Raw genomic sequence first — 22,862 nt, forward strand, 5'->3', positions numbered from 1 at the left:
AGCCCGGGCTACGGCTGCACCTACGACGTTCCGGTATGCCCGGGTGACGGCATGACCCGCCTCCTGCTCAAGCTCGTCGACGCCCACGACCCCGAACTCCTGCGCCGCGCCCTGGCCTGGCTCTACGGCTTCGTGCGCCCGCAGCTGCGCGCCATCGCCGTGTTGCTGGGGCTGTCCCTCGGGGCATCGCTGCTGGTGCTGGCCCAGCCCTGGCTGACCAAGACGCTGATCGACGAGGGCCTGCTGGCCAAGGACTTCGGCCTGCTGGTGCAGGTGGCGGTGGCGATGATCGCCGTCGGCCTGATCGGCACCGCGCTGTCGGGCATCAACCGCTACCTGCACACCCGGCTTTCCGGGCGCATCCTCTTCGCCCTGCGCGACGACCTCTACCGCCACCTGCAGCAGCTCTCGCCAGCCTTCTACGGACGCAAGCGCATCGGCGACATCCTGTCGCGCCTGGATGGCGACGTGGCGGAGATCCAGCGGTTCGCCGTGGATTCGCTGTTCTCTGCCGTCTCCAGCCTCATCGGGCTGATCGGCGCGGTGAGCCTGATGCTGCTGCTGTCCTGGCAGCTGTCCCTGCTGCTGGCGCTGCTGATCCCCGTGGAAGTGCTCTGGCTGCGCTGGATGCGCCGCAAGGTCGAGCGCGAGGTGCGCAGCCTGCGGGAACGTTCGGCGGATGTGTCGTCCTTCCTGGTGGAAACCCTGCCGGCGATGAAGTTCATCCAGGCCGCTGGCCAGCAGGCCCGCGAAGCGCGCCGCCTGGAGGGCCTGGGGCAGGGCTACATGCGCCAGCTGCTGCGGGTGCAGGTCACCGAGTTCTTCACCCACGCGGTGCCGGGCACGCTCACCTCGTTGTCCCGCGCCTGCGCGTTCCTTATCGGCGGCTACTGGGTCATTCAGGGCACCTGGCAACTGGGCGCGCTGATCGCCTTTTCCACCTACCTCGGCATGGCCGTGGGGCCGGTGCAGAGCCTGCTCGGCCTCTACGTCGCGCTGCAGCGCATGACGGTCAGTCTCGGGCGGGTGATGGAGCTGCAGCAGGAGCCGGTGCCGGTGCGCCCGCCCGTCACGCCCGTGCCCCTGCCGGACGGCCCCGGCACCCTGCGCCTGGCGGGCGTGCACTTCGCCCACGAGCAGCGTGCCGGCGCCGTGCTGGAATGTGTGGACGCGGAGATTCCCGCCGGGCTCAAGGTGGCCATCAGCGGCGCCTCGGGCGTCGGCAAGTCCACCCTGATCGACCTGCTGCAGCGCTTCTACGACCCTGACCAGGGGCGCATCCTGCTGGACGGCGTCGACCTGCGCGAGCTGGACCTGCTGGCCCTGCGCCGGCGCATCGCCGTTGTCAGCCAGGACATCGTCCTGTTCCGCGGCACCCTGGCGGAGAACCTCGCCTACAGCGCCCCCGACGCGAGCCGCGAGGCCCTGGAACGGGTGGTGCGCCTGGCCCGGCTGGACGGCCTGGTGGCCGCCCTGCCGCTGGGGTTGGACACCCCCCTGGGCGAGCGTGGCCAGCAGCTCTCCGGCGGGCAGAAACAGCGCATCGCCATCGCCCGCGCGCTGCTGCAGGCCCCGCTGATCCTGGTGCTGGACGAGGCCACCTCGGCAGTGGACGAAGCCACCGAGCGCGAGGTGATCGCCGCCATCGACCAGTTGTTCGCCGGGCGCACGCGCATCCTCATCAGCCACCGGCCGTCCACCCTCGCCGAGGCGGACCTGCACCTGCGTCTGGAGCAGGGGCGACTGCGTCCGCTGGCAGCCGAGGTCGCCCTCGATGGCCGCTGACGTGCGCATCGGCCTGATCGACAGCGGCTTCGCCCCGGAGCAGGCCGACGGCGTCAAAGCGTCCCGGCGCTTCTGGCTGGAGGACGGCGAACTGCACGAAGGCGACGTCCAGCCCGACAGCCTCGGCCACGGCCAGGTGGTGCTCGATACCTTCCGCCGCCAGGCCGGCCCGGTGGGTGTCTGCATGGCCCAGGTATTCGGCGAGCGGGGACAGACCAGCCCGCTGCAGATCGCCGCCGCCCTCTGCTGGCTGCTGGAGCAGGAGGTGAGCCTGGTGAGCATGAGCCTGGGCCTGCGCACGGACCGGCCGGTATTGCGTGACGCCTGCGCCCGGCTCCAGGCCGCCGGCGTGCTGCTCTGTGCCTCCAGCCCGGCCCAGGGCGAGCCGGTGTACCCGGCCAGCTACCCGGGCGTCATCCGCATCACCGGTGATGCCCGTTGCGCGCCGGGGCAGTGGTCCTGGCTCGGCACCCGCCAGGCCGATTTCGGTGCCCATGTGGCAGCCCACAACGGCGTCGCTGGTGCCAGCGTCGCCTGCGCGGCCCTGGCCGGCACCCTGGCTGCGCACCTGGCGCGCCAGCCGGGCATCAGCCGGGACGCCCTGCTGCAGGCGCTGCGCCAGGGCGCCGCCTACCACGGGCCGGAGCGGCGCGGCCATGACTGAAATCCTCATCCTCGGCGCCGGCCCGGCCGGTGCCGCCGTCGCCCTGGGCCTCACGCGCCTGGGTTACCCGGTGCGGGTGGTCAGCGAGTGGCGTCGTTTCGCGGCGGTTGAAGGCGTCTCCCAGCGGGTGCTGGAGGGGCTGCGCCAGGCCGGGTTGCACCGGGCGCTGGCTACTGCAGCGGCACCCTCGCCGCGTCGGGTGCAGTGGAACGGCGAGGGACAATCCATCAACCAGGAATGCCTGCTGGATCGCCCGGTCTTCGACGCCGCCCTGCGCGACGACCTGCAGGCTGCCGGTATCGAGGTGCTGGAAGCGCGGGTACTCAAGGTGGCGCACGGCCCCGACGGCCACGCCGTGCACCTGGAAGGCGGCGAGGTGCTGCGGGCCGGCTTCCTGGTGGAAGCGCGCGGACGCTCCGCGCCCCTGGCCGGCGGACGGCTGCGCGGGCCGGAGACCCTCAGCCTGCTCAACCAGTGGCACGACGCCCCCGGTCTGGCCGGCTCGGCGGTGGAAAGCCTGGCCGACGGCTGGGCCTGGATGGCGCGGCTGGCCGACGGCCGCTGCTATTGGCAGATCACCCTCGACGCCACCGCCAGCGACCTGCCGCCCCGGGACCGGTTGCCGGCCTGGTGCGCCGAACGTCGCCGGCAGTCCGCTCGGGTGCGCGAGCTGTTCGGCGAGGCTGCCCTGCAACCCGCCAGCCTGCATGCCCGCAGCAGCACCGCGATCCTCTTCCACGAGGCCAGCGGCCCCGACTGGCTGCGGGTCGGGGATGCGGCGATGGCGGTGGACCCGCTGTCCGGCAACGGCATCTTCCAGTCCCTGTCTTCCGCGCTGCAGGCCCCGGCGGTGATCAACACGCTGTTGCGCCACCCGGAGCGCGCCGCCTTGGCCCGAACCTTCCACCAGCGCCGGGTCGAGCACCTGTTCCAGCGCTTCGCCCGTACCGGCCGTGACTTCTATGCCCTGGAGCAGCGCTGGCCGGAGCAGCCGTTCTGGCGTGATCGCCGCACCTGGCCCGATGCCGCGCCGCTGCATGCCGAGGCGGACATCCGCCAGGTGCGGGTGGAGTCGGCACCGGTGATCCAGGGCGAGCTGATCGAGGCGCGGGAGGTGGTCATCACCGCCGACCAGCCCCTGGGTGTCTGGCACCTGGACGGCACCGAGCTGGCGCCCATCGTTCGTGCCCTGCAGGCCGGTCGGCTGGACGCGGCCCTGGCCGCGCTGGCGCCCGAGCCACGGCGCAAGGTGCAGGGTTGGCTGCTGGCGCAGGGCTACCGGCCCTGACAAGGGGCCAGCATTGTTCCGCCGGGTGCGGTGATTAGAATGTGCGGCTCGAATTGATCGCACACGAAGGAACCGCCATGCACCTCGACCTGATCCAGACCCTCAGCCTTGCCGGCAAGGCCGCCGTTCCCAACGACGACCGCGTCGGCTGTGCCGGGCGGCATGCCTGGGTCATCGACGGTGCCACCGACCTGGGCGAGCCGGGCCTGATGGGGCAGCGGGGTGGTGCGGCCTGGCTGGCTGACGCGGCCCATCGCGGCTTCATGGCCGCTTCGGGCCCCCTGGCCTCGCTGTGCGAGCAGGTGTTCCAGGCCGTCGCTGCCGACTACCGGCGTGATCGCCAGCGCGAGCCTGTCGCCGCCTGGGAACTGCCCCGTGCCTCCCTTGCCGCCATCGCCCTGGAAGGCGACCGGCTGGCCTGCGGCTTTCTCGGTGACTGCACCGTGATCCACCGCAGCGCCCAGGGCGTGGTCTTCCTCACGCCGCAGCCGGATCGCCGGCAGGAGCAGGCCGAAGCCCAGGCCCTGGGCCCCGGCATTGGAGCCGACAACGTCCGCAGTGCTCATGTCGTGGCCGACCGCCGCGCCGCCCGCGAGCGGCCCAAGGCGGTGCTGAGCGTCGACGCCGAGCAGGCGAGGGCCGCCCTGCAATACGCCCAGGCGCCCCTGGCCGCCGGCGACGACCTGTTGCTGATGAGCGACGGCTTCGCCGCATTGATCGACACCTACCACCACTACGACGCTCCGACCCTGATGGCCCGGGTGCTGGAAAGCGGCCTGCTGCCGCTGGCCGAGGAGCTGCGCCGCATCGAGCGCGAGGACGCGGCTTGCCTGCGCTATCCGCGCTTCAAGGCCAGCGACGATGCCTCGGTGATCTGGTTGCGGGTGGGCGGCTAGCCGGAGGAGCGACAGCCGACTCACCCAAGCGTGCGTCGCACCACCGGCACCCACACTTCCACGAACCCCGTCCCCTGCATCGGCTCGAAATCGGCACTGTATTGCTCGAATTCCGGGGCGTCGGCGAAGGCGTACCCGGACGCCGGCAGCCATTTGTTGAAGATGGTGAGGAATGTCTGGTGGATGGTGGAGATGTGGCCCAGGTGGCGGAACACGGCGTAGTCCTGCTGGCGCACCTTGAAGTGGCGGAAGGTGGGCGGTAGCCCGTCGATACGAGGCACTTCGACGCCGGCAATGTATTCGAAGCTGCCGTCCTCGCCCGGGTTGCAGCACAGGCCATAGGTGACGTCGCTGGACTGGCCGGGAATCCGCCCCATATAGGGGGCGAAGGCCTGCCACAGGCCGACGATGCCTTCGTTGCGGTCGAAGGTGAAGCGTTCGCCCAGGCCGGCGATGAGGAAGTCGGGGCGGGTTTCAAAGCGGGGTTCGGACAGCTCCACGAAATTCATGGCTTTCATGCGCAAGGGCTCCACCAGGTGCAGGTTGCCGTGCCCCTGTTCGCGAACCTGCCGGGGCGTGACCCCGAACAGGTCGCTGAAGGCACGGGTGAAGGCTTCATGGGAGCCATAGCCGGCATCCAGCGCCACCTGCAGGATGTCCCGCGTGCCGTCGCCCAGGGCATGGGCCGCCCGGGTCAGGCGGCGGGCACGGATGTAGCGCATCACCGACCAGCCGGTGGCGAGGGAAAACAGACGCGACAGGGCGAATGGCGACAGCCCGGCGTGGGCCGCGACGGACCCGAGGTCCAGGCTGGCATCCTGTTCGGATTCGATGAACCACAGGACCTGTTCGATGCTCGGCATAGGGCACTCCTTGAAGACGGCACCGACCTTAGCAAGAGGGCGTCGAGGCGATTTGATCGTTCTTGCGCGGCTGGCGCCGCTCGCCTTCAGCGCGCGTAATAGAACGCCTGGCTGAAACCGAACCCCAGCCCTTGCGCCTCGCACCACTCCGGGAAGGAGGCCGACGTGTCGGCTGAGCGGTAGCGGCTCCAGGCGTCCAGCAGGGCACGGCAGTGGCGTTGCTCCTCTGCCAGCCATTTCGGCGTCTGCTCGGGGGCGAGCCGGGCGATCAGTTCGCCGGCCCGGGCGAGGGCGGTTTCGGCATGGGCTTCGTCACCGATGAAGAACGACTCGCCGAGGTGGTGGGTCTGGTAGTCCACCTGGCCCAGGTAGGCGACCGCCAGCCGGTAGAGGGCGATGGCGTCGTTGGGATCCTGTTCCAGCGCCTGGTGAAAGTAGGCGGTGTCTTCCTTGATCACCGCGGCCCAGCGATAGGGCACGGGGGAGGGCGGCGCCTCCTGGCACCAGGCTTCCAGTATCTGACCGAGGTACACCCGCAGCGGCTGCGCCAGGAGCTGGTGGGCGGCAGGCGTGTGGTAGTGCAGCGCCGCCAGCTCGCAGGCGCGCTCGCGCTGCACATCCAGGGGCGTGTGGCGGCAGGCGGCGATGAAGCCGGCCAGGGCCTGCAGGGCCGGCTTCTTCAACCCGCGCTCGCGCAGTTGGCAGTACGCGGCGAAGCCTTCGTAGCCAGGCGTGTCGGCGTAGGCCTCGGCGATGGCCGTGAGGCTCTGGAAGTTGTCCTGATTCCAGTAGTGCATGGGCTGTTCTTCGGCTGAGCTTGGCGTGTCTTGTCCGTGTGTCTACACGACGCTGGCACGGGTGAGCAGGCTGCGGTGCCCGATGCCGGCGGACTGCAGGCGCTGCAGCAGGTCCTGGCGCGCGGCCTGGCCGCCGGAGCGGATGTAGTCCAGCTCGGCGGCGGTGATGAGCACCACCGGCACCAGGGTGACCGGCGACAACGGCATGTCCTCCAGGCGGGTGGCGAAGTCTGGCGCGGGGCCGCCCAGCAGGATGCCGACGCAGTCGTCTTCGGTGATGAAGGCCGGGGGCACCTGGCTGCCCACGCAGTTGGACTGGCTCACGCCGGGCAGCTCCAGGGAGAGGGCGCCGTAGCGCTCCAGCTGGGTCGTGATGCCACCTGCGTCCGCAACGGTATCGGCCACGCTCTTGAGCACCTCATAGGCCCAGCTGTTGCGCAGCGGGTCCACGTCGCCAGGGGCACCTTGTGCGTGCTCGGGAATATCCGGGGTGTCGATGAACAGTTCCAGTTCGAAGCCGTTGACCGGCTCGTCACCGTCGTCGAAGGGGTAGCAGAGGCCGTCGGTGGCCAGGATGATGCTGCCGTCACGGCGGACGACCCGGTAGGACTGGCGGGTGGAGGGCCAGTACGGCCCGCCGGTGAAGCTGGGGCTGATGAGGAAGGTCAGCACATCGCGCTCGACGGCACCGATGCCTTGCCAGTGCCGGTCCAGGCGCTCGCCACTGGCCTCCAGTGCGACTTGCCGGGCCTGCTCGGCCGGTGTCATGCCTTCCTGGTCTGAATCAGAGGGTGTATCGGGGGTACCTGCTTGCGATGAGCCGAGCAGCTTCTTGAAGAACTCCATGGGCATTCCTTGCGTGGGGCTGTTGTATCAGGCGTGCATTCTGACGGGCCCTTGAGCTTGGCGAAACCACGGAGGCGATGTTTCATGACCGGCCACTCAGGGCCGGATGCCAGAAGCAGAAGGAGCTGGAAGGCCAAGGTGCTTTTCCTGGGCGGCGGCTTCCGGTAAAACGCCGCTCTCGCGTAATGACTCGCAAGGACGTGACACATGTACAAGCTGGAGCATCAGGTCGACGGCAATTGGGCGCAGTTCTCTCATCCCGCCCGGTTCTCGCGTCCCGTCGTCGACGCCCACCCACGGCTGGTGGTCGGCGTGCCAGGCTCGGATCCGGATGTGATCCTCCGGCTCGTCCGGTGTCTCGAAGCGCCGCTGATCCTGCTCTATGTCCTGCACACGCCCCGTGGGGAGGCGGAGCCCGCTCGCTATCAGAGCCCCGAGCTTTCCTTGCCTGAGGTCGAGTCGTTCATCCACGAATTCGGCTTGTTCCTGAGCCAGGACAGCCGGTTCGACCTCTGGGTCCATTCGCCGGCCCAGCAGGCCACGCTGGTCTGGGATCGTCACGACCTGATCCATGCCTATGGGCCTCTTGCCGAGTACGTCGCAGCGCTCAATGGGCTGGGGTTCAGTGAGGGGGACGTGCAGATTCCCATCCCTCATGCCCACCACTACCACCCCGAGCACGACGAGACGGCGCGGAGTGTCATGGCGTGGTGCGATTGGTGGGCCTCGCCCTTGCGTCCGGAAGACGAGCAATAGATTTGACGGCGCCCATACCTGGGGCGGTGGTGGATTTCAAATGGATGGCAACCGATGAGCAGTCCCATGGAAGGTGCCAAGGCGGCACGCAAGGCGCTCCAACAGCTTCAAAAATGCCTGAATGCGCCGGACGTCGTACCGGAGCAGTGCTACCGGATGAACAGCGCGACCTATCCGCTGGTTTGCTACATCAACCAGTTGACCGGGCTGTTCCTGAGCGGCAATTACCCGGTCATTCCGATCTTCCTTGACCGCGCCTATCGCGCCCTGACTGACGTCCCTCACGCACGGGTAAGCGAGGCCTACCGTGTGCTCGCTCTCGATTACCTGGGCCAGATGGCGCGGTTCGTTGTGCAGTACGGTGGCCTCTCAGAGGACGAGCGATACCTGAAAGACTGCATCCCCGCCGCGCTGCTCCTGCCCGACTCCAGCCTGGCCACTGCCGCCCAGCGCTAGCCTTCCACCGCATTCAACCGCCGCGACCTGCTTCTCAGGCGCGGCGGCTGCTTTGCCTTAGGATGCCGGGCTTTGGGCCGTGTCGATCCGGCCCCCATCCCAGGACCGCCAGAGGCCGCCATGAACCCCTTGAGTGCAATCGATTACGCCCGTATCCAGGCGCTGCTGGAGACCGACTACGTGCAGGAGCACTACCTGCGCTACGAGGCCGGTGGCGACAGCTATGACTGGCTGGAGCTGGAGGACGGGGAGGGCGACAGCGTCGAGCTGTACGTCGAGTTCCTCCCGGACCGATTCCGCATCGCGGTGGCCAACGAATCGGGCCCCGGGCCGGACAACGGCTTCGATGACCACCGGCATTTCATCTTCAAGCTGGCGGATGCCGAGGCGCAGCGCCACGAGCTGCTCTTCCAGCCCATGGAGGTGGACGGCGAGGGGGCGGACTGCCTGGATACCTTCCCGCTCTCGGAACAGGCGCCGGCCATCCAGGCCAGCGCGGTGCGTTACCTGGGGATGCTGGAGGCCTACATCCGTGCGGCGGACCAGCGCCTGGCCGAGCTGAAGGCCGACCTGCCGCCGGACATCATCCTCAATGTGCTGGGCACCTTCGAGCGCTTTGATGCACTGCGCGAGACCTTCGAGTCGATGACGGCCTCCATGGGGCTGGAGACCTTCCGCCTGGACGAGGCCTTCAGCGAGCTGGAGCACGACGACCGTATGCCGCGCTCCTACCGCATCTGTGCCGACCGCACGGAGCCGTCCATGACCGAGGAAGACGAGGCGGCCATCGAGGCGCATACCGCCACCGCCTATTTCGTGATGCCGCGCATTCACCACGAGCGCACCCGCATCGTTGCGGCGATGGCGGCGGCGCGGGCCCTGGGGCGCCTGATCGAGCAGGGGCTGGTCACGGCCGCCAAGGTCGAGACGGCAGGACTGGCCCATGGCCTGGCGCGCTGGAAGGAGCTGATCGACGCGCTGGAGGCGTCGGTGGAGGCCCGCGACCAGCGGCGCATGCTGCTGACGCTGTACCGCCTGTTCGTGCGCAAGCCCATCGGCCACGAGAACCTGCTCTACACCTGCGGCATGCAGCACCTGGGCCTGCCGGACTTCGTGATCCGCTTCGCCGAGGACGAAGAGGTCGACCTGGAGGCCCAGGAGGCGGCGGTGGCGCGCTTCGAGCAGGCCTTCCTGGCCGCGTTCGGGGTCGAGCCCGCCGCCGAGCCGTCGAGCCCGTACCTGGCGCGGCCGGACTTCGGCTACGAACTGGGCGATATCCGCCACAACCCCTTCGGCTACACCTGCATCGGCCAGCCCGCCCAGGGCTGAGGCGGGCAGGGCGGTGGCCAGCTGAACGCCGGCTGACACCGCCCCTGATGGATGTTCCGACGCGGCCGGTGCTGTTTATACTGCGCGCCGACACAGCGCCACCGCCTCGCTTCGGTGGCCTGGGGCGGGCTCCGGCCCGACCGCGTCGTCCCCTTCCCCCGAAGCACGGATACCCAGCATGGAAATGGATTGGAGCAAGGCCCTGCAGGAGAGCCTGAGCTGGCTCGCTGTCGCGTCCCTGGTCACCATCGTTGCGTTCTCCGCCGCCGCTGCGCTGGCGGTTCGATTCACCCGTTGGGGCAGTCAGTTCTGGCAGGTCGCCGGCCCCTACCTCAGCCCCAAACGCAGCTGGAAGCCGCTGCTGGTCTTCACCCTGCTGCTGGTGATGGCGTTGTTCTCGGTGCGCATGAACGTGCTGTTCTCGTTCTGGTACAACGGCTTCTACAGCGCGTTGCAGGGCCTGGACCAGACAGCGTTCTGGTACTTCCTCGGCATTTTCGCGGTGCTGGCGGCCATCCACGTGCTGCGGGCGCTGTTCAATTACTACCTCACCCAGGCCTTCAACATCCGCTGGCGGGTCTGGCTCACCGAGCGCCTGACCGGTGACTGGATGAACGGTGATGCCTACTACCGCGGGCAGTTCCTCGACGAGCCGGTGGACAACCCCGACCAGCGCATCGAGCTGGACGTCAACGCCTTCGTCACCGGCTCGGTGTCCCTGGCCCTGGGTGCGGTGAGTGCCCTGGTGTCGCTGGTGGCCTTCACCGGCATCCTCTGGGGCCTGTCGGCACCGCTGACGGTGGGTGGGCTGGAGATCCCCCGGGCCATGGTCTTCGCGGTGTACATCTACGTGATCATCGCCACCTGGATCGCCTTCCGCCTCGGCCGGCCGCTGATCCGGCTGAATTTCCTCAACGAAAAGCTCACGGCGAACTTCCGTTATGCGCTGATGCGCCTGCGCGAGTACGCCGAGAACGTGGCCTTCTACCAGGGCACCGCCATCGAGCGCGGCACGCTGCTGGGGCGTTTCAGCGCGCTGATCGGCAACGTCTGGGCCATGGTCTACCGGAGCCTGAAGTTCGACGGCTTCAACCTGGTGGTGAGCCAGGTGGCGGTGGTCTTCCCGTTCATCCTCCAGGCGCCGCGCTTCTTCAGTGGGGCGATCAAGCTGGGTGACGTGATGCAGACCTCCCAGGCCTTCGGCCAGGTGCAGGATTCGCTGTCGTTCTTCCGCACCTCCTACGACACCTTCGCCCAGTACCGCGCGACCCTGGACCGTCTCACCGGCTTCCTCGATGCCAACCAGCAGGCCCGCGAGTTGCCCAAGGTGGACACCCATGAGGCCGCCGATGGCCTGCGCATCGAAAGTCTCGACGTGCTGCGCCCCGACGGGCACCGCCTGCTGGCCGACCTGGCGCTGGAGCTGGTGCCGGGCCAGGCGCTGCTGATCAAGGGGCCTTCGGGCAGCGGCAAGACCACCCTGCTGCGGGCGCTGGCGGGGCTCTGGCCCTATGCCGAAGGCACCGTGTACCGCCCCGGCGGGCACCAGGCGCTGTTCCTCTCCCAGCGCCCATACTTGCCCCTGGGCGACCTGCGCACCGCCATCGCCTACCCCAATACCGCCGTGGCCGAGGATGACGAACGCCTGAAGCAGGCGCTGCGCCAGGTCAACCTCGCGCACCTGGCCGAGCGGCTGGAACTGAGCCAGGACTGGACGCGCATCCTCTCCATCGGTGAGCAGCAGCGCCTGGCCTTCGCCCGGGTGCTGTTCAACCGGCCCCGTGTGGTATTCCTCGACGAGTCCACCTCGGCCATGGACGAAGGCCTGGAGCACGCCCTCTACTCGCTGCTGCGCGAGCACCTGGACGAGACGCTGCTGGTCAGCGTCGGCCACCGCGCCACCCTGGCGCAGTTCCATACCCACCGCCTGGACGTGGACGGGCAGGGCGGTTGGGCCCTGCGCGAGCAGGCCGGCGACCTCGCCTGACCCCTCGCGCCCCGGGAGTCAGACGGCTTCCGGGGCGTCCTAAGGCCGCCGCGCAGCGGCTTACACGCAAAAAATCCAGTCACTCCATCCGGGCCGTCTATGCTGCTGGCATTGGGCCTTGTCCAGGATGAGTGCTATGGACTTCTTCGCCGATTCTCCCTCCTCAACCCATTCACCGCCGCCCGCTCCCCGGCCGATCCCGCCGTGGTGCGTGCTGGTGGTGGACGATGATGCCGAGGTACACGCCGTCACCCGGCTCGCCTTGAGCAGCTTCGAGTTCCAGGGGCGACCCCTGGAGCTGGTTCCCGCCTATTCCGCCGCCCAGGCCCGTGACATTTTCAAGTCACGGGACGACATCGCCCTGGCGCTGATCGACGTGGTGATGGAAACCGAGCACGCCGGGCTGGACCTGGTGCGCTACCTGCGGGAAACCTGCAACAACCGCATGACGCGCCTGGTGCTGCGCACCGGGCAGGCCGGCCAGGCGCCGGAGGACCGGGTCATCCGCGAGTACGAGGTGGACGACTACAAGGAAAAGACCGAGCTCACCACCCAGAAGCTGCGCACGCTGCTGTATTCGATGCTGCGCTCGTACCGCGACCTGGGGGTGATCGAGGCCCAGCGCCGGGGCCTGAGCCATGTGCTGGAGGCCTGCGCCAAGGTGCAGAACGCCGCGACCCTCAAGGTGTTCTCCTCCACGGTGCTGGAGCAACTGACCACCCTGCTGCACCTGGGGCAGTCGGCGCTGTACTGCATGGTCTGCCCCGGGGAAGGGCACGAACAGACCCGCACCCTGGCCGCCACCGGCGAGTTCCACAGCTACCAGGCCGACGACTCGCTGCAAACCCTGCCTGGTGATGTCGCCGAGCGCTTCCGCCAGGTGCTGGAGGCCAAGGCCTCGTGCCACTACGACGACGCCTACGTGCTCTACCACAGCAACGAGCGCGGCGGCGCCAGCCTGCTCTACGTCACCCACCTGGAGCCGCTGAGCGAGCTGGACCGGCAGTTGCTGGAAATCTACATGCGCAACGTGGCCATCACCTTCGAGAACATCAACCTGCTGGAAGACCTGCAGGAAACCTCCAAGGAGCTGGTCTACACCCTGGCCAACGCCGTGGAGGTGCGCAGCAAGGAGACCGGCGCCCACGTGCAGCGCGTTTCGCTGTTCAGCGAAATGCTGGCGCGGCTCTACGGCCTGCCGGAGCGCGAGGTGTACCTGATCCAGCACGCCTCGCCGCTGCATGACATCGGCAAGGTGGCGATTCCCGACGCCATCCTGCACAAGCCCGGCAAGCTCGACCCCGACGAGTGGGTGGTGATGAAGAAGCACGTCGACTACGGCGTGGCCATCCTCCAGCGCTCCCGCCGGTTGCTGATGCAGGTGGGCGCGCAGATCGCCGGCAACCACCACGAGCGCTGGGACGGCAACGGCTACCCCCAGGGCCTGGCCGGGGAGGCCATTCCCCTGTCGGGGCGGATCATCGCCCTGGCGGACGTCTTCGACGCCCTCTGTTCGCGGCGCGCCTACAAGGAGCCCTGGCCCCGGGAAGAGGTACTGGAGTTGATCCGCTCCGAGCGCGGCCGGCATTTCGAGCCGCAACTGGTGGATCTGCTGCTGGAGCACCAGGACGCCTTCTTCGCCATCCGTGACCAGTACCCCGACGACCCGGACGAGCACCACTCATGACCGCCGCGCCACCTGTCGGCCCCGAGCAAGGCCAGGTCGTGGTCGGGCGCAGCCTTTCCGCCAGCCTGCTGCGCCTGACCCTGGTCTGTGCGGTGGCGCTGGGCCTGGTGGTCAGCCTGGTGCAGATCGCGCTGGACTACGAGCGCAGCCGTGACCTGCCGGACGCGGACGTGCAGGCCCTGTTCGGCCTGGTGCGCGACCCGGCCACCACCGTGGTGTTCAGCCTCGACCAGAGCACCGCCGACGACCTGCTCAAGGGCATGCTCGAGCAGCGCGGCGTGGTCGGCGCACGGATCATGCTGCCGGAAGGCAAGCTGTTCGCCGACCGTTCCCGCAGCCTGACGCAGACCGAAGGCCGCGCCCTCAACGACATGCTGTTCGGCATGACGCGCCACTACCAACTGCGCCTGTCCACCGAGAAGCTCGGCATCGGCGCGGCCGGCTGGCTGGGCGATCTGCTGGTGGAAGTGGACACCTTCCCCTACGGCGGCGAGTTCCTCCACCGCGCCGTGGTGACCCTGGTCAGCGGCCTGGTCTATGCCCTGGCCATCTCGCTGATCCTGCTGCTGATCTTCTATATCTGGGTCACCCGTCCGTTGCGCCAGCTGATCTTCTCCATTGCCCGGGTGGACATCGCCGCCCCGGAGAACGCCCGCCTCAGCGAGCCCGCCGGACACGCCGAGAACGAGATCGGCGTGCTGGTGCGCGCCACCAACCAGCACCTGCAGGCCCTGGGTGACAACCTGCGGCAGGTGCGCGAAGGGGAGGAGAAGCTCAAGGCCTACTCCGACCAGCTGGAGTCCACCGTCGCCGAGCGGACCCGCGAGCTGACTGAAAGTGTGTGCCAGCTGCGCGAAGCCCAGGGGCAGCTGATCCAGTCCGAGAAGCTGGCGGCACTGGGCGGCCTGGTGGCAGGGGTGGCCCATGAGGTGAACACCCCGCTGGGCATCGCCGTCACCGCCTCCTCGGTGCTGGGAGAGGTGCTGGGCGAGTTGCAGAGCCAGTTCCAGGCCCAGACCCTGACCAGCGACGCCTTCCGCAGCCTGCTGCAGCGCGCCCAGGACAGCAGCACCATGCTCGACCACAACATCGGCCGCGCCGCGCGGCTGATCGCCAACTTCAAGCAGACTGCCGTGGACCAGGTGTCCGAGGCCCGCTGCCAGTTCCAGGTGCGCCAGGTGCTGGAGGCCCTGATAACCAGCCTGCACCCCGAGACCCGCAAGGTGCCGGTGGAACCGGTGCTGGACTGCGGCGCCGAGCTGACCATGCAGAGCCTGCCCGGCGTGCTCACCCAGGTGGTGGCCAACCTCATCATGAACAGCGTGCGCCACGCCTTCTCCGAGACCCAGGCCGCGCGAATCGTCCTGTCCCTGAAGGCTGAGGGCGACGAGGTGCTGCTGGACTACCGTGACAACGGCAGCGGCGTACCGGCGGAGCTGCACGAGCGCATCTTCGAACCTTTCTTCACCACCAAGCGCGGCGAGGGTGGGACCGGCCTGGGCCTGAACATCGTCTTCAACCTGATCACCCGCAAGCTCAACGGCCGGTTGAAGTTCGAGTCCGCTCCCGGTGCCGGCGTGCACTTCCAGATCTGGATGCCCCGCGAGCTGCCGAGCCAACTGGTGGAGGCCAATGGCGGGCCCGCCGGCCCGCGCCAATAGAGGAGGGGCGTGATGAAAGCATGGCTCCTGGCAGTCGTGCTGGCTGCCTGTGTTGGGCCGGTGGCGGCCGAAACGGTGGTGATTGCCGCCGAGGACGACTGGGCACCTTATTCTTCCAAGCGTTTCGACAGCAAAGAACCTGAAGGCTTTGCACCGGAGCTGGTGCGCGAGGCGTTCGCCACCCAGGGTGTGGAGGTGCAGTTCCTCACCGTGCCGTTTTCCCGCTGCCTGCTGCTGGCAGAGGAGGGCAAGCAGGCCGTGGCCTGCTTCGACGTCACCATCACCGACGCCAACCGCGACCAATACGTTTGGCACCCGACCCCGCTGTTCAAGGAAGGCCTGGCCATCTTCGGTCGCGCCGACGAACCCCGGCAGGACCTGAAGACCGCCGACCTCGATGGCCACAGCGTCGGCATCACCAATGGCTACACCTACCCGACGGCCTTCATGGAGAACCCGGCCATCGAGCGCTTCACCGCCAACTCCGATGCGCAGCTACTGCAGATGCTGGCGGCGGGGCGCGTCGACTACATCCTGATGAACACCATGCCCGGGCTGATGCGCATCCAGCAGAGCGGTGAGTTTCGGGGCAGGGTGAAACAGGTGGGGTTGATGCAGGAGGACGGCTTCTGGCTGGCCTTCTCCAAGGTCAACCCGGATGGGGCGCGGCTCGCGGCTGTGTTCGAGAAGGGCCTGCAGGCCCTGCGCAGCACGGGGCGCTACCAGAAGATGCTCGCCGACTTCCAGCAGCGCTACCGGGAGTGAACGTCGGCCTCGCGCTGCCCAGGGAGGCTCGCTAGACTGGCGCCTCGCGCCTGCCCTGGAGCCCCACCCGATGGCCTTGCATACCTGGCTGATCTACCTGCTGGCCGTCCTCGGCCTGTCCCTCACACCCGGCCCCAACGCCTTGCTGGCACTGTCCCATGGCGCCCTCCATGGGCATCGCCGGGCGCTGTTCACCATCAGCGGCGGCGCGCTCGGCTTCGCCCTGCTGATGGCGCTGTCCATGTTCGGCATCGGCGCGCTGCTCAAGGCCTCCGCCCAGGCGCTGACCTTGCTCAAGGTGGCCGGCGGCCTGTACCTGATCTGGCTCGGCATCCAGCTCTGGCGCTCGCCCGGCATCCAGCTGGACGCCGGCACCGAGGTCGGCCGGCGCAGCAACCTCAGCCTGTTCCGCCAGGGCATGTTCTCGGCACTGTCCAACCCCAAGGTGATCCTGTTCTTCGGCGCCTTCGTCTCCCAGTTCCTCGACCCCGCACGCCCCCTGTGGCTGCAGTGCGTGGTCATGACCCTGACCTTCGTGATCATCGAATGCGTGGTGGAGTACCTGCTCGCCCGCCTGGCCCACCGCGTCCGCCCCTGGCTGGCGCGCAGCGGCCGGCGCTTCAACCAGGTGTGCGGCGGGCTGTTCGGGATGGCGGGGCTGGCGTTGCCGCTGACGCGCTGAGGCGAGGATAAGAAAAGGCGGCGGTAGACCCGCCGCCTGAAGGCCCCGGGCCGGCGAGGGGCCGCCGGTGGGGCATCGAGGGTAAAGCGTCAGCCGCGGTAGTAGCGCTGCGGCACGAAGGGGGTGCGGGCGACCTTCATGGGCACGCGCTTGCCGCGCACCATGGCCCAGACGTCGGTGTCCAGCGTGGCCTTGTCGGCGGGCAGGTAGCCCATGGCCACGGGGCCGCCCAGGCTGGGGCCGAAGCCGCCGCTGGTGACGCGGCCGATCACCGCGCCGTCGGCATCGACGATTTCCGCGCCTTCACGCACCGGTACGCGCTCCTGGGGCAGCAGCCCGACGCGCTTCTGCGCCACGCCATCGCGTTGCTGGGCATAGATGCGCTCGGCGCCCGGGAAGCCGCCGGCACGGGCGCCATCGGCACGGCGCACCTTGGAGAGGGCCCAGCCGAGGCTGGCTTCGATGGGGGTGGTGGCGCTGCTCATGTCGTGGCCGTACAGGCACAGGCCGGCTTCCAGGCGCAGCGAGTCGCGGGCGCCGAGGCCGATGGGCTGGACTTCGGGCTGGGCCAGCAGGGTACGGGCAAGGGCCTCGGCCTTGTCGGCGGGCACGGAGATCTCGTAGCCATCCTCGCCGGTGTAGCCGGAGCGGCTGACGTAGCACTCCACGCCTTCCAGGCGCACGCTGCCGAACTGCATGAAGGTCATCTTCTTCACTTCCGGGGCCAGGCGGCCCAGCACGTCGGCGGCAGCAGGGCCCTGGAGGGCCAGCAGGGCGCGGGCCTCGAACAGCGGTTCGATCTCGCACTGGCCACCGATATGCTGGCGCAGGTGGGCCAGGTCCTGGTCCTTGCAGGCGGCGTTGACCACCAGCATCAGCTCATCCGGGGCCAGGCGCGCCACCATCAGGTCGTCGAGGATGCCGCCGTTGGCATCGGTGAACACCGCGTAGCGCTGCAGGCCCACCGGCAGGTCGATGATGTCCACCGGCACCAGGGTTTCCAGGGCCTGGCCGGCGTGGTTGCCGCGCAGGCGGATCTGACCCATGTGGGAGACGTCGAACAGCCCGGCCTGGTCGCGGGTGTGCAGGTGCTCCTTGAGCACGCCCAGGGGGTACTGCACCGGCATGTCGTAGCCGGCGAAGGGCACCATCTTCGCGCCGAGTTCGAGGTGCAGTGCGTGCAGCGGGGTCTTGGCGAGGGTTTCAGTGGTCATTCCGTCTTCCTGTAGGTGCGCCGCGCGCACCGATTGAGGGTCCGTGGGCGCTGGGCGCCCGACGGACCGGCACTCAGCATTCGATGATGTTCACGGCGAGGCCGCCGCGAGCGGTTTCCTTGTACTTGCTCTTCATGTCGGCCCCGGTCTGGCGCATGGTGCGGATCACCTTGTCGAGGGAGATGAAGTGCTGGCCGTCACCGCGCAGGGCCATGCGTGCCGCGTTGATGGCCTTCACCGAGCCCATGGCGTTGCGTTCGATGCAGGGCACCTGGACCAGGCCGCCGACCGGGTCGCAGGTCAGCCCCAGGTTGTGTTCCATGCCGATCTCGGCGGCGTTCTCCACCTGTTGCACGCTGCCGCCCATGACTTCGCAGAGCGCGCCGGCGGCCATGGAGCAGGCCACGCCCACCTCGCCCTGGCAGCCCACTTCGGCGCCGGAGATGGAGGCGTTCTCCTTGTAGAGGATGCCGATGGCGGCGGCGGTGAGCAGGAAGCGCTCCACACCCTCGTCATTGGCGCCCGGGACGAAGCGCGTGTAGTAGTGCAGCACCGCCGGGACGATGCCCGCCGCGCCATTGGTGGGCGCGGTGACCACGCGCCCGCCGGTGGCGTTCTCCTCGTTCACCGCCAGGGCGTAGAGGTTGACCCAGTCCAGCACCGTCAGGCTGTCGCGCAGGGCGGCCTCAGGGCGCTCGCTGAGCTGGCGGAACAGCGCGGCGGCGCGGCGCTTGACCTTGAGCCCGCCGGGCATGATGCCCTCCTTGCGGCAGCCGGCCTTCACGCAGTCCTGCATCACCTGCCAGATGCGCTGCAGCCCGGCGCTGGTCTCCTCGGGGCTGCGCCAGGCCTTCTCGTTCTCGCGCATCAGTGCGCTGATGGAGAGGCCGCTGGCAGCGCAGTGGGCGAGCAGTTCCTTGCCGGTCTTGAAGGGGTAGGCGAGGGGCGTCTGGTCCTCGACGATGCGGTCGCGCCCGGCGGCCTCGTCGTCCACCACGAAACCGCCGCCCACCGAGTAGTACTCGCGGGCACGCAACTGCAGGCCGGCCGCGTCGAAGGCGCGGAAGATCATGCCGTTGGGGTGGAAGTCGAGGGGTTTGCGGATCAGCGCCAGGTGCTCTTTCTCCACGAAGCGGATGGGCTTCTCGCCACCCAGGCGCAGCTCGCCGCTGTCGCGGATGGCCTTCAGGCGGGCCTCCACGGCTTCGGTGTCGACGGTGTCCGGTTGCTCGCCCTCCAGGCCGAGCAGGACCGCCTTGTCGCTGCCGTGGCCCTTGCCCGTGGCGCCCAGGGAGCCGTACAGCTCCACCTTGAGGCTGGTGGTGCTGGCCAGCAGGTGCTCCCGCCGCAGGCCCTCGACGAAGCGGGCAGCCGCCCGCATCGGGCCGACGGTGTGGGAGCTGGAAGGGCCTATGCCGATCTTGAACAGGTCGAAGACGCTGAGGGACATGGTGTCGCTCCTGAGCCTGGTTCGTGCTCGTTGTTATTGGGTCAGCGTAGACACTCGGGGTGGCCGGGCCGTGCGGCCCGACCGTTGAAGCGCAAGGCGGTGCGTGGGAGCGAATTCATTCGCGAATGAACTCGCTCCCACCTTCACGGGCCGGTCAGGCGTCCTGGTAGGCCTCGATGGACGGGCAGGCACAGACCAGGTTGCGGTCGCCATAGACGTTGTCGACCCGGCCCACCGGCGGCCAGTACTTGCCTTCCACCAGGCTGGCGGTCGGGTACACGGCCTGCTCGCGGCTGTAGGGGTGGGCCCACTCACCGACCAGCTCCGCCGCGGTGTGCGGGGCGTTCTTCAGCGGATTGTCCTCGGCGTCGAGCGCGCCGGTCTCCACCGCGCGGATCTCGTTGCGGATGCGGATCATGGCGTCGCAGAAGCGGTCCAGCTCTTCCTTGGACTCGCTCTCGGTGGGCTCGATCATCAGCGTGCCGGCCACCGGGAAGGACATGGTGGGGGCGTGGAAGCCGAAGTCGATCAGGCGCTTGGCCACGTCATCGACGCTGATGCCGCTGCTGTCCTTGAGCGGGCGCAGGTCGAGGATGCATTCGTGGGCCACCAGGCCGTTGGTGCCGGTGTAGAGCACCGGGTAGTGCTCTTCCAGGCGACGGGCGATGTAGTTGGCGTTGAGGATCGCCAGCTGCGAGGCGCGACGCAGGCCGGCGCCGCCCATCATGCGGATGTACATCCAGGTGATGGGCAGGATGCTGGCGCTGCCGAAGGGCGCGGCGCTGACCGCGCCTTCCTTGCGCACCAGATGGCCGTGGCCGGGCAGGAAGGGAGCCAGGTGGGCCTTGACGCCGATCGGGCCGACGCCCGGGCCGCCACCGCCGTGGGGGATGCAGAAGGTCTTGTGCAGGTTCAGGTGGGACACGTCGCCGCCGAACTGGCCCGGGGCGCAGAGGCCGACCATGGCGTTCATGTTGGCGCCGTCGATGTACACCTGGCCGCCGTTGGCGTGGATGATCTCGCAGATCTCGCGGATGCCTTCCTCGAACACGCCGTGGGTGGAGGGGTAGGTGATCATGATCGCGGCGAGGCGCTCGCGGTGCTCTTCGGCCTTGGCCTTGAGGTCGGCGATGTCGACGTTGCCACGGGCGTCGCAGGCGGTGACCACCACGCGCATGCCAGCCATGTTGGCGGTGGCCGGGTTGGTGCCGTGGGCCGATTGCGGGATCAGGCAGATGTCGCGCTGGTCGTCACCACGGCTCAGGTGGTAGGCGCGGATGGCCAGCAGGCCGGCGTACTCGCCCTGGGAGCCGGCGTTGGGCTGCAGCGACACGGCGTCATAGCCGGTGGCGGCGCAGAGCATGGCTTCCAGCTCCTGGGTCAGCTGCTGGTAGCCCTGGGACTGCTCGGCCGGGGCGAAGGGGTGCAGGTTGCCGAACTCGGCCCAGGTGATCGGGATCATCTCGCTGGCGGCGTTCAGCTTCATGGTGCAGGAGCCCAGCGGGATCATGCTGCGGTCCAGGGCCAGGTCCTTGTCGGCCAGCTTGCGCATGTAGCGCATCAGCTCGGTTTCCGAGTGGTAACGGTTGAACACCGGGTGGCTGAGGATCGGCGACTGGCGCAGCAGGGCGGCGGGCAGGCGGCTGGCGGCGGTGCCGGCCAGGGCGTCGAACGCCGGCATGGCCTGGCTGTCGCTGAACAGCGCCCAGAGCTCTTCCACATGGGCCTGGGTGGTGGTCTCGTCCAGGGACAGGCCCAGGCGCTGGTCATCGATCTCGCGCAGGTTGATGCCCCGGGCGCGGGCCTTGGCGTGCAGCTCGGCGGTACGGGCGCCGGTGGCCAGGGTCAGGGTGTCGAAGAAGTGCTGCTGCTCGACGCTGTGGCCCAGCTGTGCCAGGCCCTCGGCGAGGATGGCGGTGAGCTGGTGCACGCGCTTGGCGATGCGGGTCAGGCCCTGGGGCCCGTGGTAGACGGCGTACATGCTGGCGATGTTGGCCAGCAGCACCTGGGCGGTGCAGATGTTGCTGGTGGCCTTCTCGCGGCGGATGTGCTGCTCGCGGGTCTGCATGGCCAGGCGCAGGGCGGGCTTGCCGTGGCGGTCGATGGACACGCCCACCAGGCGGCCGGGCATGTCGCGCTTGAACGCATCGCGGGTGGCGAAGTAGGCCGCGTGGGGGCCGCCGAAGCCCAGCGGCACGCCGAAGCGCTGGGCGCTGCCCAGGGCCACGTCGGCACCGAACTCACCGGGCGGGGTCAGCAGGGTCAGGGCCAGCAGGTCGGCCGCGACCGCCACCAGGGCATTGGCGCCGTGCAGGCGCTCCACCAGGTCGCGGTGGTCATGGATGTCGCCGTCGGTGGCGGGGTACTGCAGCAGCGCGCCGAAGTAGGCGGAAACGTCGCTGATCTCGCGCTCATCGCCCACCACCACTTCGATGCCCAGGGGCGCGGCACGGGTGCGCAGCACGTCCAGGGTCTGCGGGTGGCAATGACGGGAGGCGAAGAAGGCGTTGCTGGCCTTGTTCTTCGACAGGCGCTTGCAGAAGGTCATGGCCTCGGCGGCGGCGGTGCCTTCGTCCAGCAGGGAGGCGTTGGCGATGGGCAGGCCGGTGAGGTCGCTGATCAGCGTCTGGAAGTTCAGCAGGGATTCCAGGCGGCCCTGGGAGATCTCCGGCTGGTAGGGGGTGTAGGCGGTGTACCAGGCCGGGTTTTCCAGCAGGTTGCGCAGGATCGGGCTCGGCGTGTGGCAGGGGTAGTAGCCCTGGCCGATGTGGTTGCGCAGCAGCTGGTTCCTGGCGGCGATGGCCTTGATGGCCGCGAGGGCTTCGGCTTCGCCCTGGCCGGGCAGGGCCAGGTCGAGCACGCTGCTGTCCTTGATGGACTCGGGGATGACGCTGGCGGTCAAGGCTTCCAGGTCGCTGTGGCCGAGCAGGTCCAGCATGGCCTGGATGTCGGCCTCACGCGGGCCGATGTGGCGGGCGATGAACTCGTTGGCGGTGTCGAGGGAACGGGTCTGGATGGGCATGGCGGGTGTTCCTCAGGCGTTCTTCACCAAAGCATCGTAGCCGGCCTGGTCGAGCAGGCCATCCAGTGCACCGGCATCGTCCAGGCGCATGCGGAAGAACCAGGCCTTGCCTTGCGGGTCCTCGTTGACCTGCTCGGGGGTGTCGGGCAGCTCGCCGTTGACTTCCACCACCTCGCCGTCCAGCGGCATGACGATGTTGCTGGCGGCCTTGACCGACTCCAGCACGGCGACTTCCTCGCCCTTGGCGTAGCGTTGCAGCTCGGGGAGTTGAACGAAGACCACGTCGCCGAGTGCGTCCTGGGCGAAGTCGGTGATGCCGACGGTGACCAGGCCGTCTGCGTCCAGGCGCAGCCATTCGTGATCAGCGGTAAAGCGCAATTGGCTCATTGGTAACTCCTCGATGCGGTGGCCCGGTTCTTTGCCGGGCGCTGATAGGGACCCCCGGCACGGAGCGTCGCCCCGTGCTGTCTGGGCGCCTCATAGCAAGGCGGATGCCATCGAATAAAAATTCAATAAAAACAAATAGATAAGATGTTTTATTGATGTGAAATCTTTTGGTGCGTGTAGCGAAATCGCTACGGCTCTCGCGGTGACCGGCCGGCCATGTGCGCGCAATCCAGGCGTGATGGGGCTTCCAAAGGATTTGTTGCGATTTCGCTACGCTGTAGCGAAATCGATACGATTGCGTAATAAATTAAATAAAATTCAACAAAA

General features: G+C 68.4%; 19 protein-coding genes. 12 read left to right on the top strand and 7 right to left on the bottom strand.

Annotated elements, in window-relative coordinates; translation table 11 throughout:
- Positions 1-51 precede the first annotated feature (51 nt).
- The 4 genes from FBY21_RS03345 to FBY21_RS03360 all read left to right on the top strand — a co-directional run bounded on the left by FBY21_RS03345 (position 52) and on the right by FBY21_RS03360 (position 4,633).
- Entirely contained in the window at positions 52-1,785 is a 1,734-nt protein-coding gene (locus tag FBY21_RS03345; RefSeq protein WP_142008587.1) for an ABC transporter ATP-binding protein, read from the top strand.
- Positions 1,775-2,449 carry a peptidase S8 and S53 subtilisin kexin sedolisin gene (locus FBY21_RS03350; protein WP_142008589.1) on the top strand — a complete coding sequence of 225 codons (675 nt, stop codon included), beginning with the start codon at positions 1,775-1,777 and terminating at the stop codon, positions 2,447-2,449. Before FBY21_RS03345 ends, FBY21_RS03350 begins: the two co-directional genes overlap by 11 nt.
- Positions 2,442-3,737, top strand: a complete 1,296-nt coding sequence (locus FBY21_RS03355; RefSeq protein WP_142008594.1) for an NAD(P)/FAD-dependent oxidoreductase — start codon at positions 2,442-2,444, stop codon at positions 3,735-3,737. The genes FBY21_RS03350 and FBY21_RS03355 overlap by 8 nt, the downstream gene beginning before the upstream one ends.
- Positions 3,738-3,814: 77 nt before the next feature.
- A complete protein-coding gene (locus FBY21_RS03360) occupies positions 3,815-4,633 on the top strand; it encodes a protein phosphatase 2C domain-containing protein (protein WP_142008596.1) in 819 nt (272 codons plus the stop codon).
- Positions 4,634-4,653: 20 nt separating this feature from the next.
- On the opposite strand, the gene FBY21_RS03365 is transcribed toward FBY21_RS03360, so the two are convergent.
- From FBY21_RS03365 to FBY21_RS03375, 3 genes are all read right to left on the bottom strand, one after another.
- Positions 4,654-5,496: an AraC family transcriptional regulator gene (locus tag FBY21_RS03365; RefSeq protein ID WP_142008598.1), complete on the bottom strand. Its 843-nt coding sequence runs from the start codon at positions 5,494-5,496 to the stop codon at positions 4,654-4,656.
- Positions 5,497-5,582: 86 nt separating this feature from the next.
- Positions 5,583-6,293 (bottom strand): hypothetical protein, encoded by a 711-nt coding sequence (locus FBY21_RS03370; RefSeq protein WP_142008600.1) that lies wholly within the window; start codon positions 6,291-6,293, stop codon positions 5,583-5,585.
- 42 nt (positions 6,294-6,335) lie between these two features.
- The gene (locus FBY21_RS03375; RefSeq protein WP_142008602.1) at positions 6,336-7,139 is read right to left on the bottom strand and encodes a suppressor of fused domain protein; all 804 of its coding nucleotides are present in this window, start codon (positions 7,137-7,139) and stop codon (positions 6,336-6,338) included.
- A 207-nt stretch (positions 7,140-7,346) separates the two neighbouring features.
- Between FBY21_RS03375 and FBY21_RS03380 the strand changes: the two genes are divergently transcribed.
- From FBY21_RS03380 to FBY21_RS03415, 8 genes are all read left to right on the top strand, one after another.
- Entirely contained in the window at positions 7,347-7,895 is a 549-nt protein-coding gene (locus FBY21_RS03380; protein WP_142008604.1) for a hypothetical protein, read from the top strand.
- Between the two features lie 66 nt (positions 7,896-7,961).
- Positions 7,962-8,351, top strand: coding sequence for a hypothetical protein (locus tag FBY21_RS03385; RefSeq protein ID WP_142008606.1), 390 nt, complete (start codon positions 7,962-7,964; stop codon positions 8,349-8,351).
- A 120-nt stretch (positions 8,352-8,471) separates the two neighbouring features.
- Positions 8,472-9,680, top strand: a complete 1,209-nt coding sequence (locus FBY21_RS03390; protein WP_142008608.1) for a hypothetical protein — start codon at positions 8,472-8,474, stop codon at positions 9,678-9,680.
- A 178-nt stretch (positions 9,681-9,858) separates the two neighbouring features.
- Positions 9,859-11,667 (top strand): ABC transporter ATP-binding protein/permease, encoded by a 1,809-nt coding sequence (locus tag FBY21_RS03395; protein ID WP_142008610.1) that lies wholly within the window; start codon positions 9,859-9,861, stop codon positions 11,665-11,667.
- A gap of 136 nt (positions 11,668-11,803) precedes the next feature.
- Positions 11,804-13,354, top strand: coding sequence for a DUF3369 domain-containing protein (locus FBY21_RS03400; protein ID WP_142008613.1), 1,551 nt, complete (start codon positions 11,804-11,806; stop codon positions 13,352-13,354).
- A complete protein-coding gene (locus tag FBY21_RS03405) occupies positions 13,351-15,015 on the top strand; it encodes an ATP-binding protein (protein WP_142008615.1) in 1,665 nt (554 codons plus the stop codon). Before FBY21_RS03400 ends, FBY21_RS03405 begins: the two co-directional genes overlap by 4 nt.
- 12 nt (positions 15,016-15,027) lie before the next feature.
- Entirely contained in the window at positions 15,028-15,780 is a 753-nt protein-coding gene (locus tag FBY21_RS03410) for a substrate-binding periplasmic protein (protein WP_142008618.1), read from the top strand.
- Between the two features lie 70 nt (positions 15,781-15,850).
- Positions 15,851-16,462, top strand: a complete 612-nt coding sequence (locus tag FBY21_RS03415; RefSeq protein WP_044399629.1) for a LysE family translocator — start codon at positions 15,851-15,853, stop codon at positions 16,460-16,462.
- 89 nt (positions 16,463-16,551) lie between these two features.
- Here FBY21_RS03415 and gcvT read toward each other — a convergent pair whose 3' ends face one another.
- From gcvT to gcvH, 4 genes are all read right to left on the bottom strand, one after another.
- Positions 16,552-17,676: a glycine cleavage system aminomethyltransferase GcvT gene (gcvT, locus tag FBY21_RS03420; RefSeq protein ID WP_142008621.1), complete on the bottom strand. Its 1,125-nt coding sequence runs from the start codon at positions 17,674-17,676 to the stop codon at positions 16,552-16,554.
- Between the two features lie 73 nt (positions 17,677-17,749).
- Complete coding sequence (locus FBY21_RS03425) at positions 17,750-19,126, bottom strand: L-serine ammonia-lyase (RefSeq protein ID WP_142008623.1); 1,377 nt, start codon at positions 19,124-19,126, stop codon at positions 17,750-17,752.
- A gap of 154 nt (positions 19,127-19,280) precedes the next feature.
- The gene (gcvP, locus tag FBY21_RS03430) at positions 19,281-22,148 is read right to left on the bottom strand and encodes an aminomethyl-transferring glycine dehydrogenase (protein ID WP_142008627.1); all 2,868 of its coding nucleotides are present in this window, start codon (positions 22,146-22,148) and stop codon (positions 19,281-19,283) included.
- Positions 22,149-22,160: 12 nt separating this feature from the next.
- Entirely contained in the window at positions 22,161-22,535 is a 375-nt protein-coding gene (gcvH, locus tag FBY21_RS03435; protein ID WP_044399613.1) for a glycine cleavage system protein GcvH, read from the bottom strand.
- Positions 22,536-22,862: the final 327 nt, after the last annotated feature.

It is taken from the genome of Pseudomonas sp. SLBN-26 (genome assembly GCF_006715895.1).
Lineage (GTDB): Bacteria > Pseudomonadota > Gammaproteobacteria > Pseudomonadales > Pseudomonadaceae > Metapseudomonas > Metapseudomonas otitidis.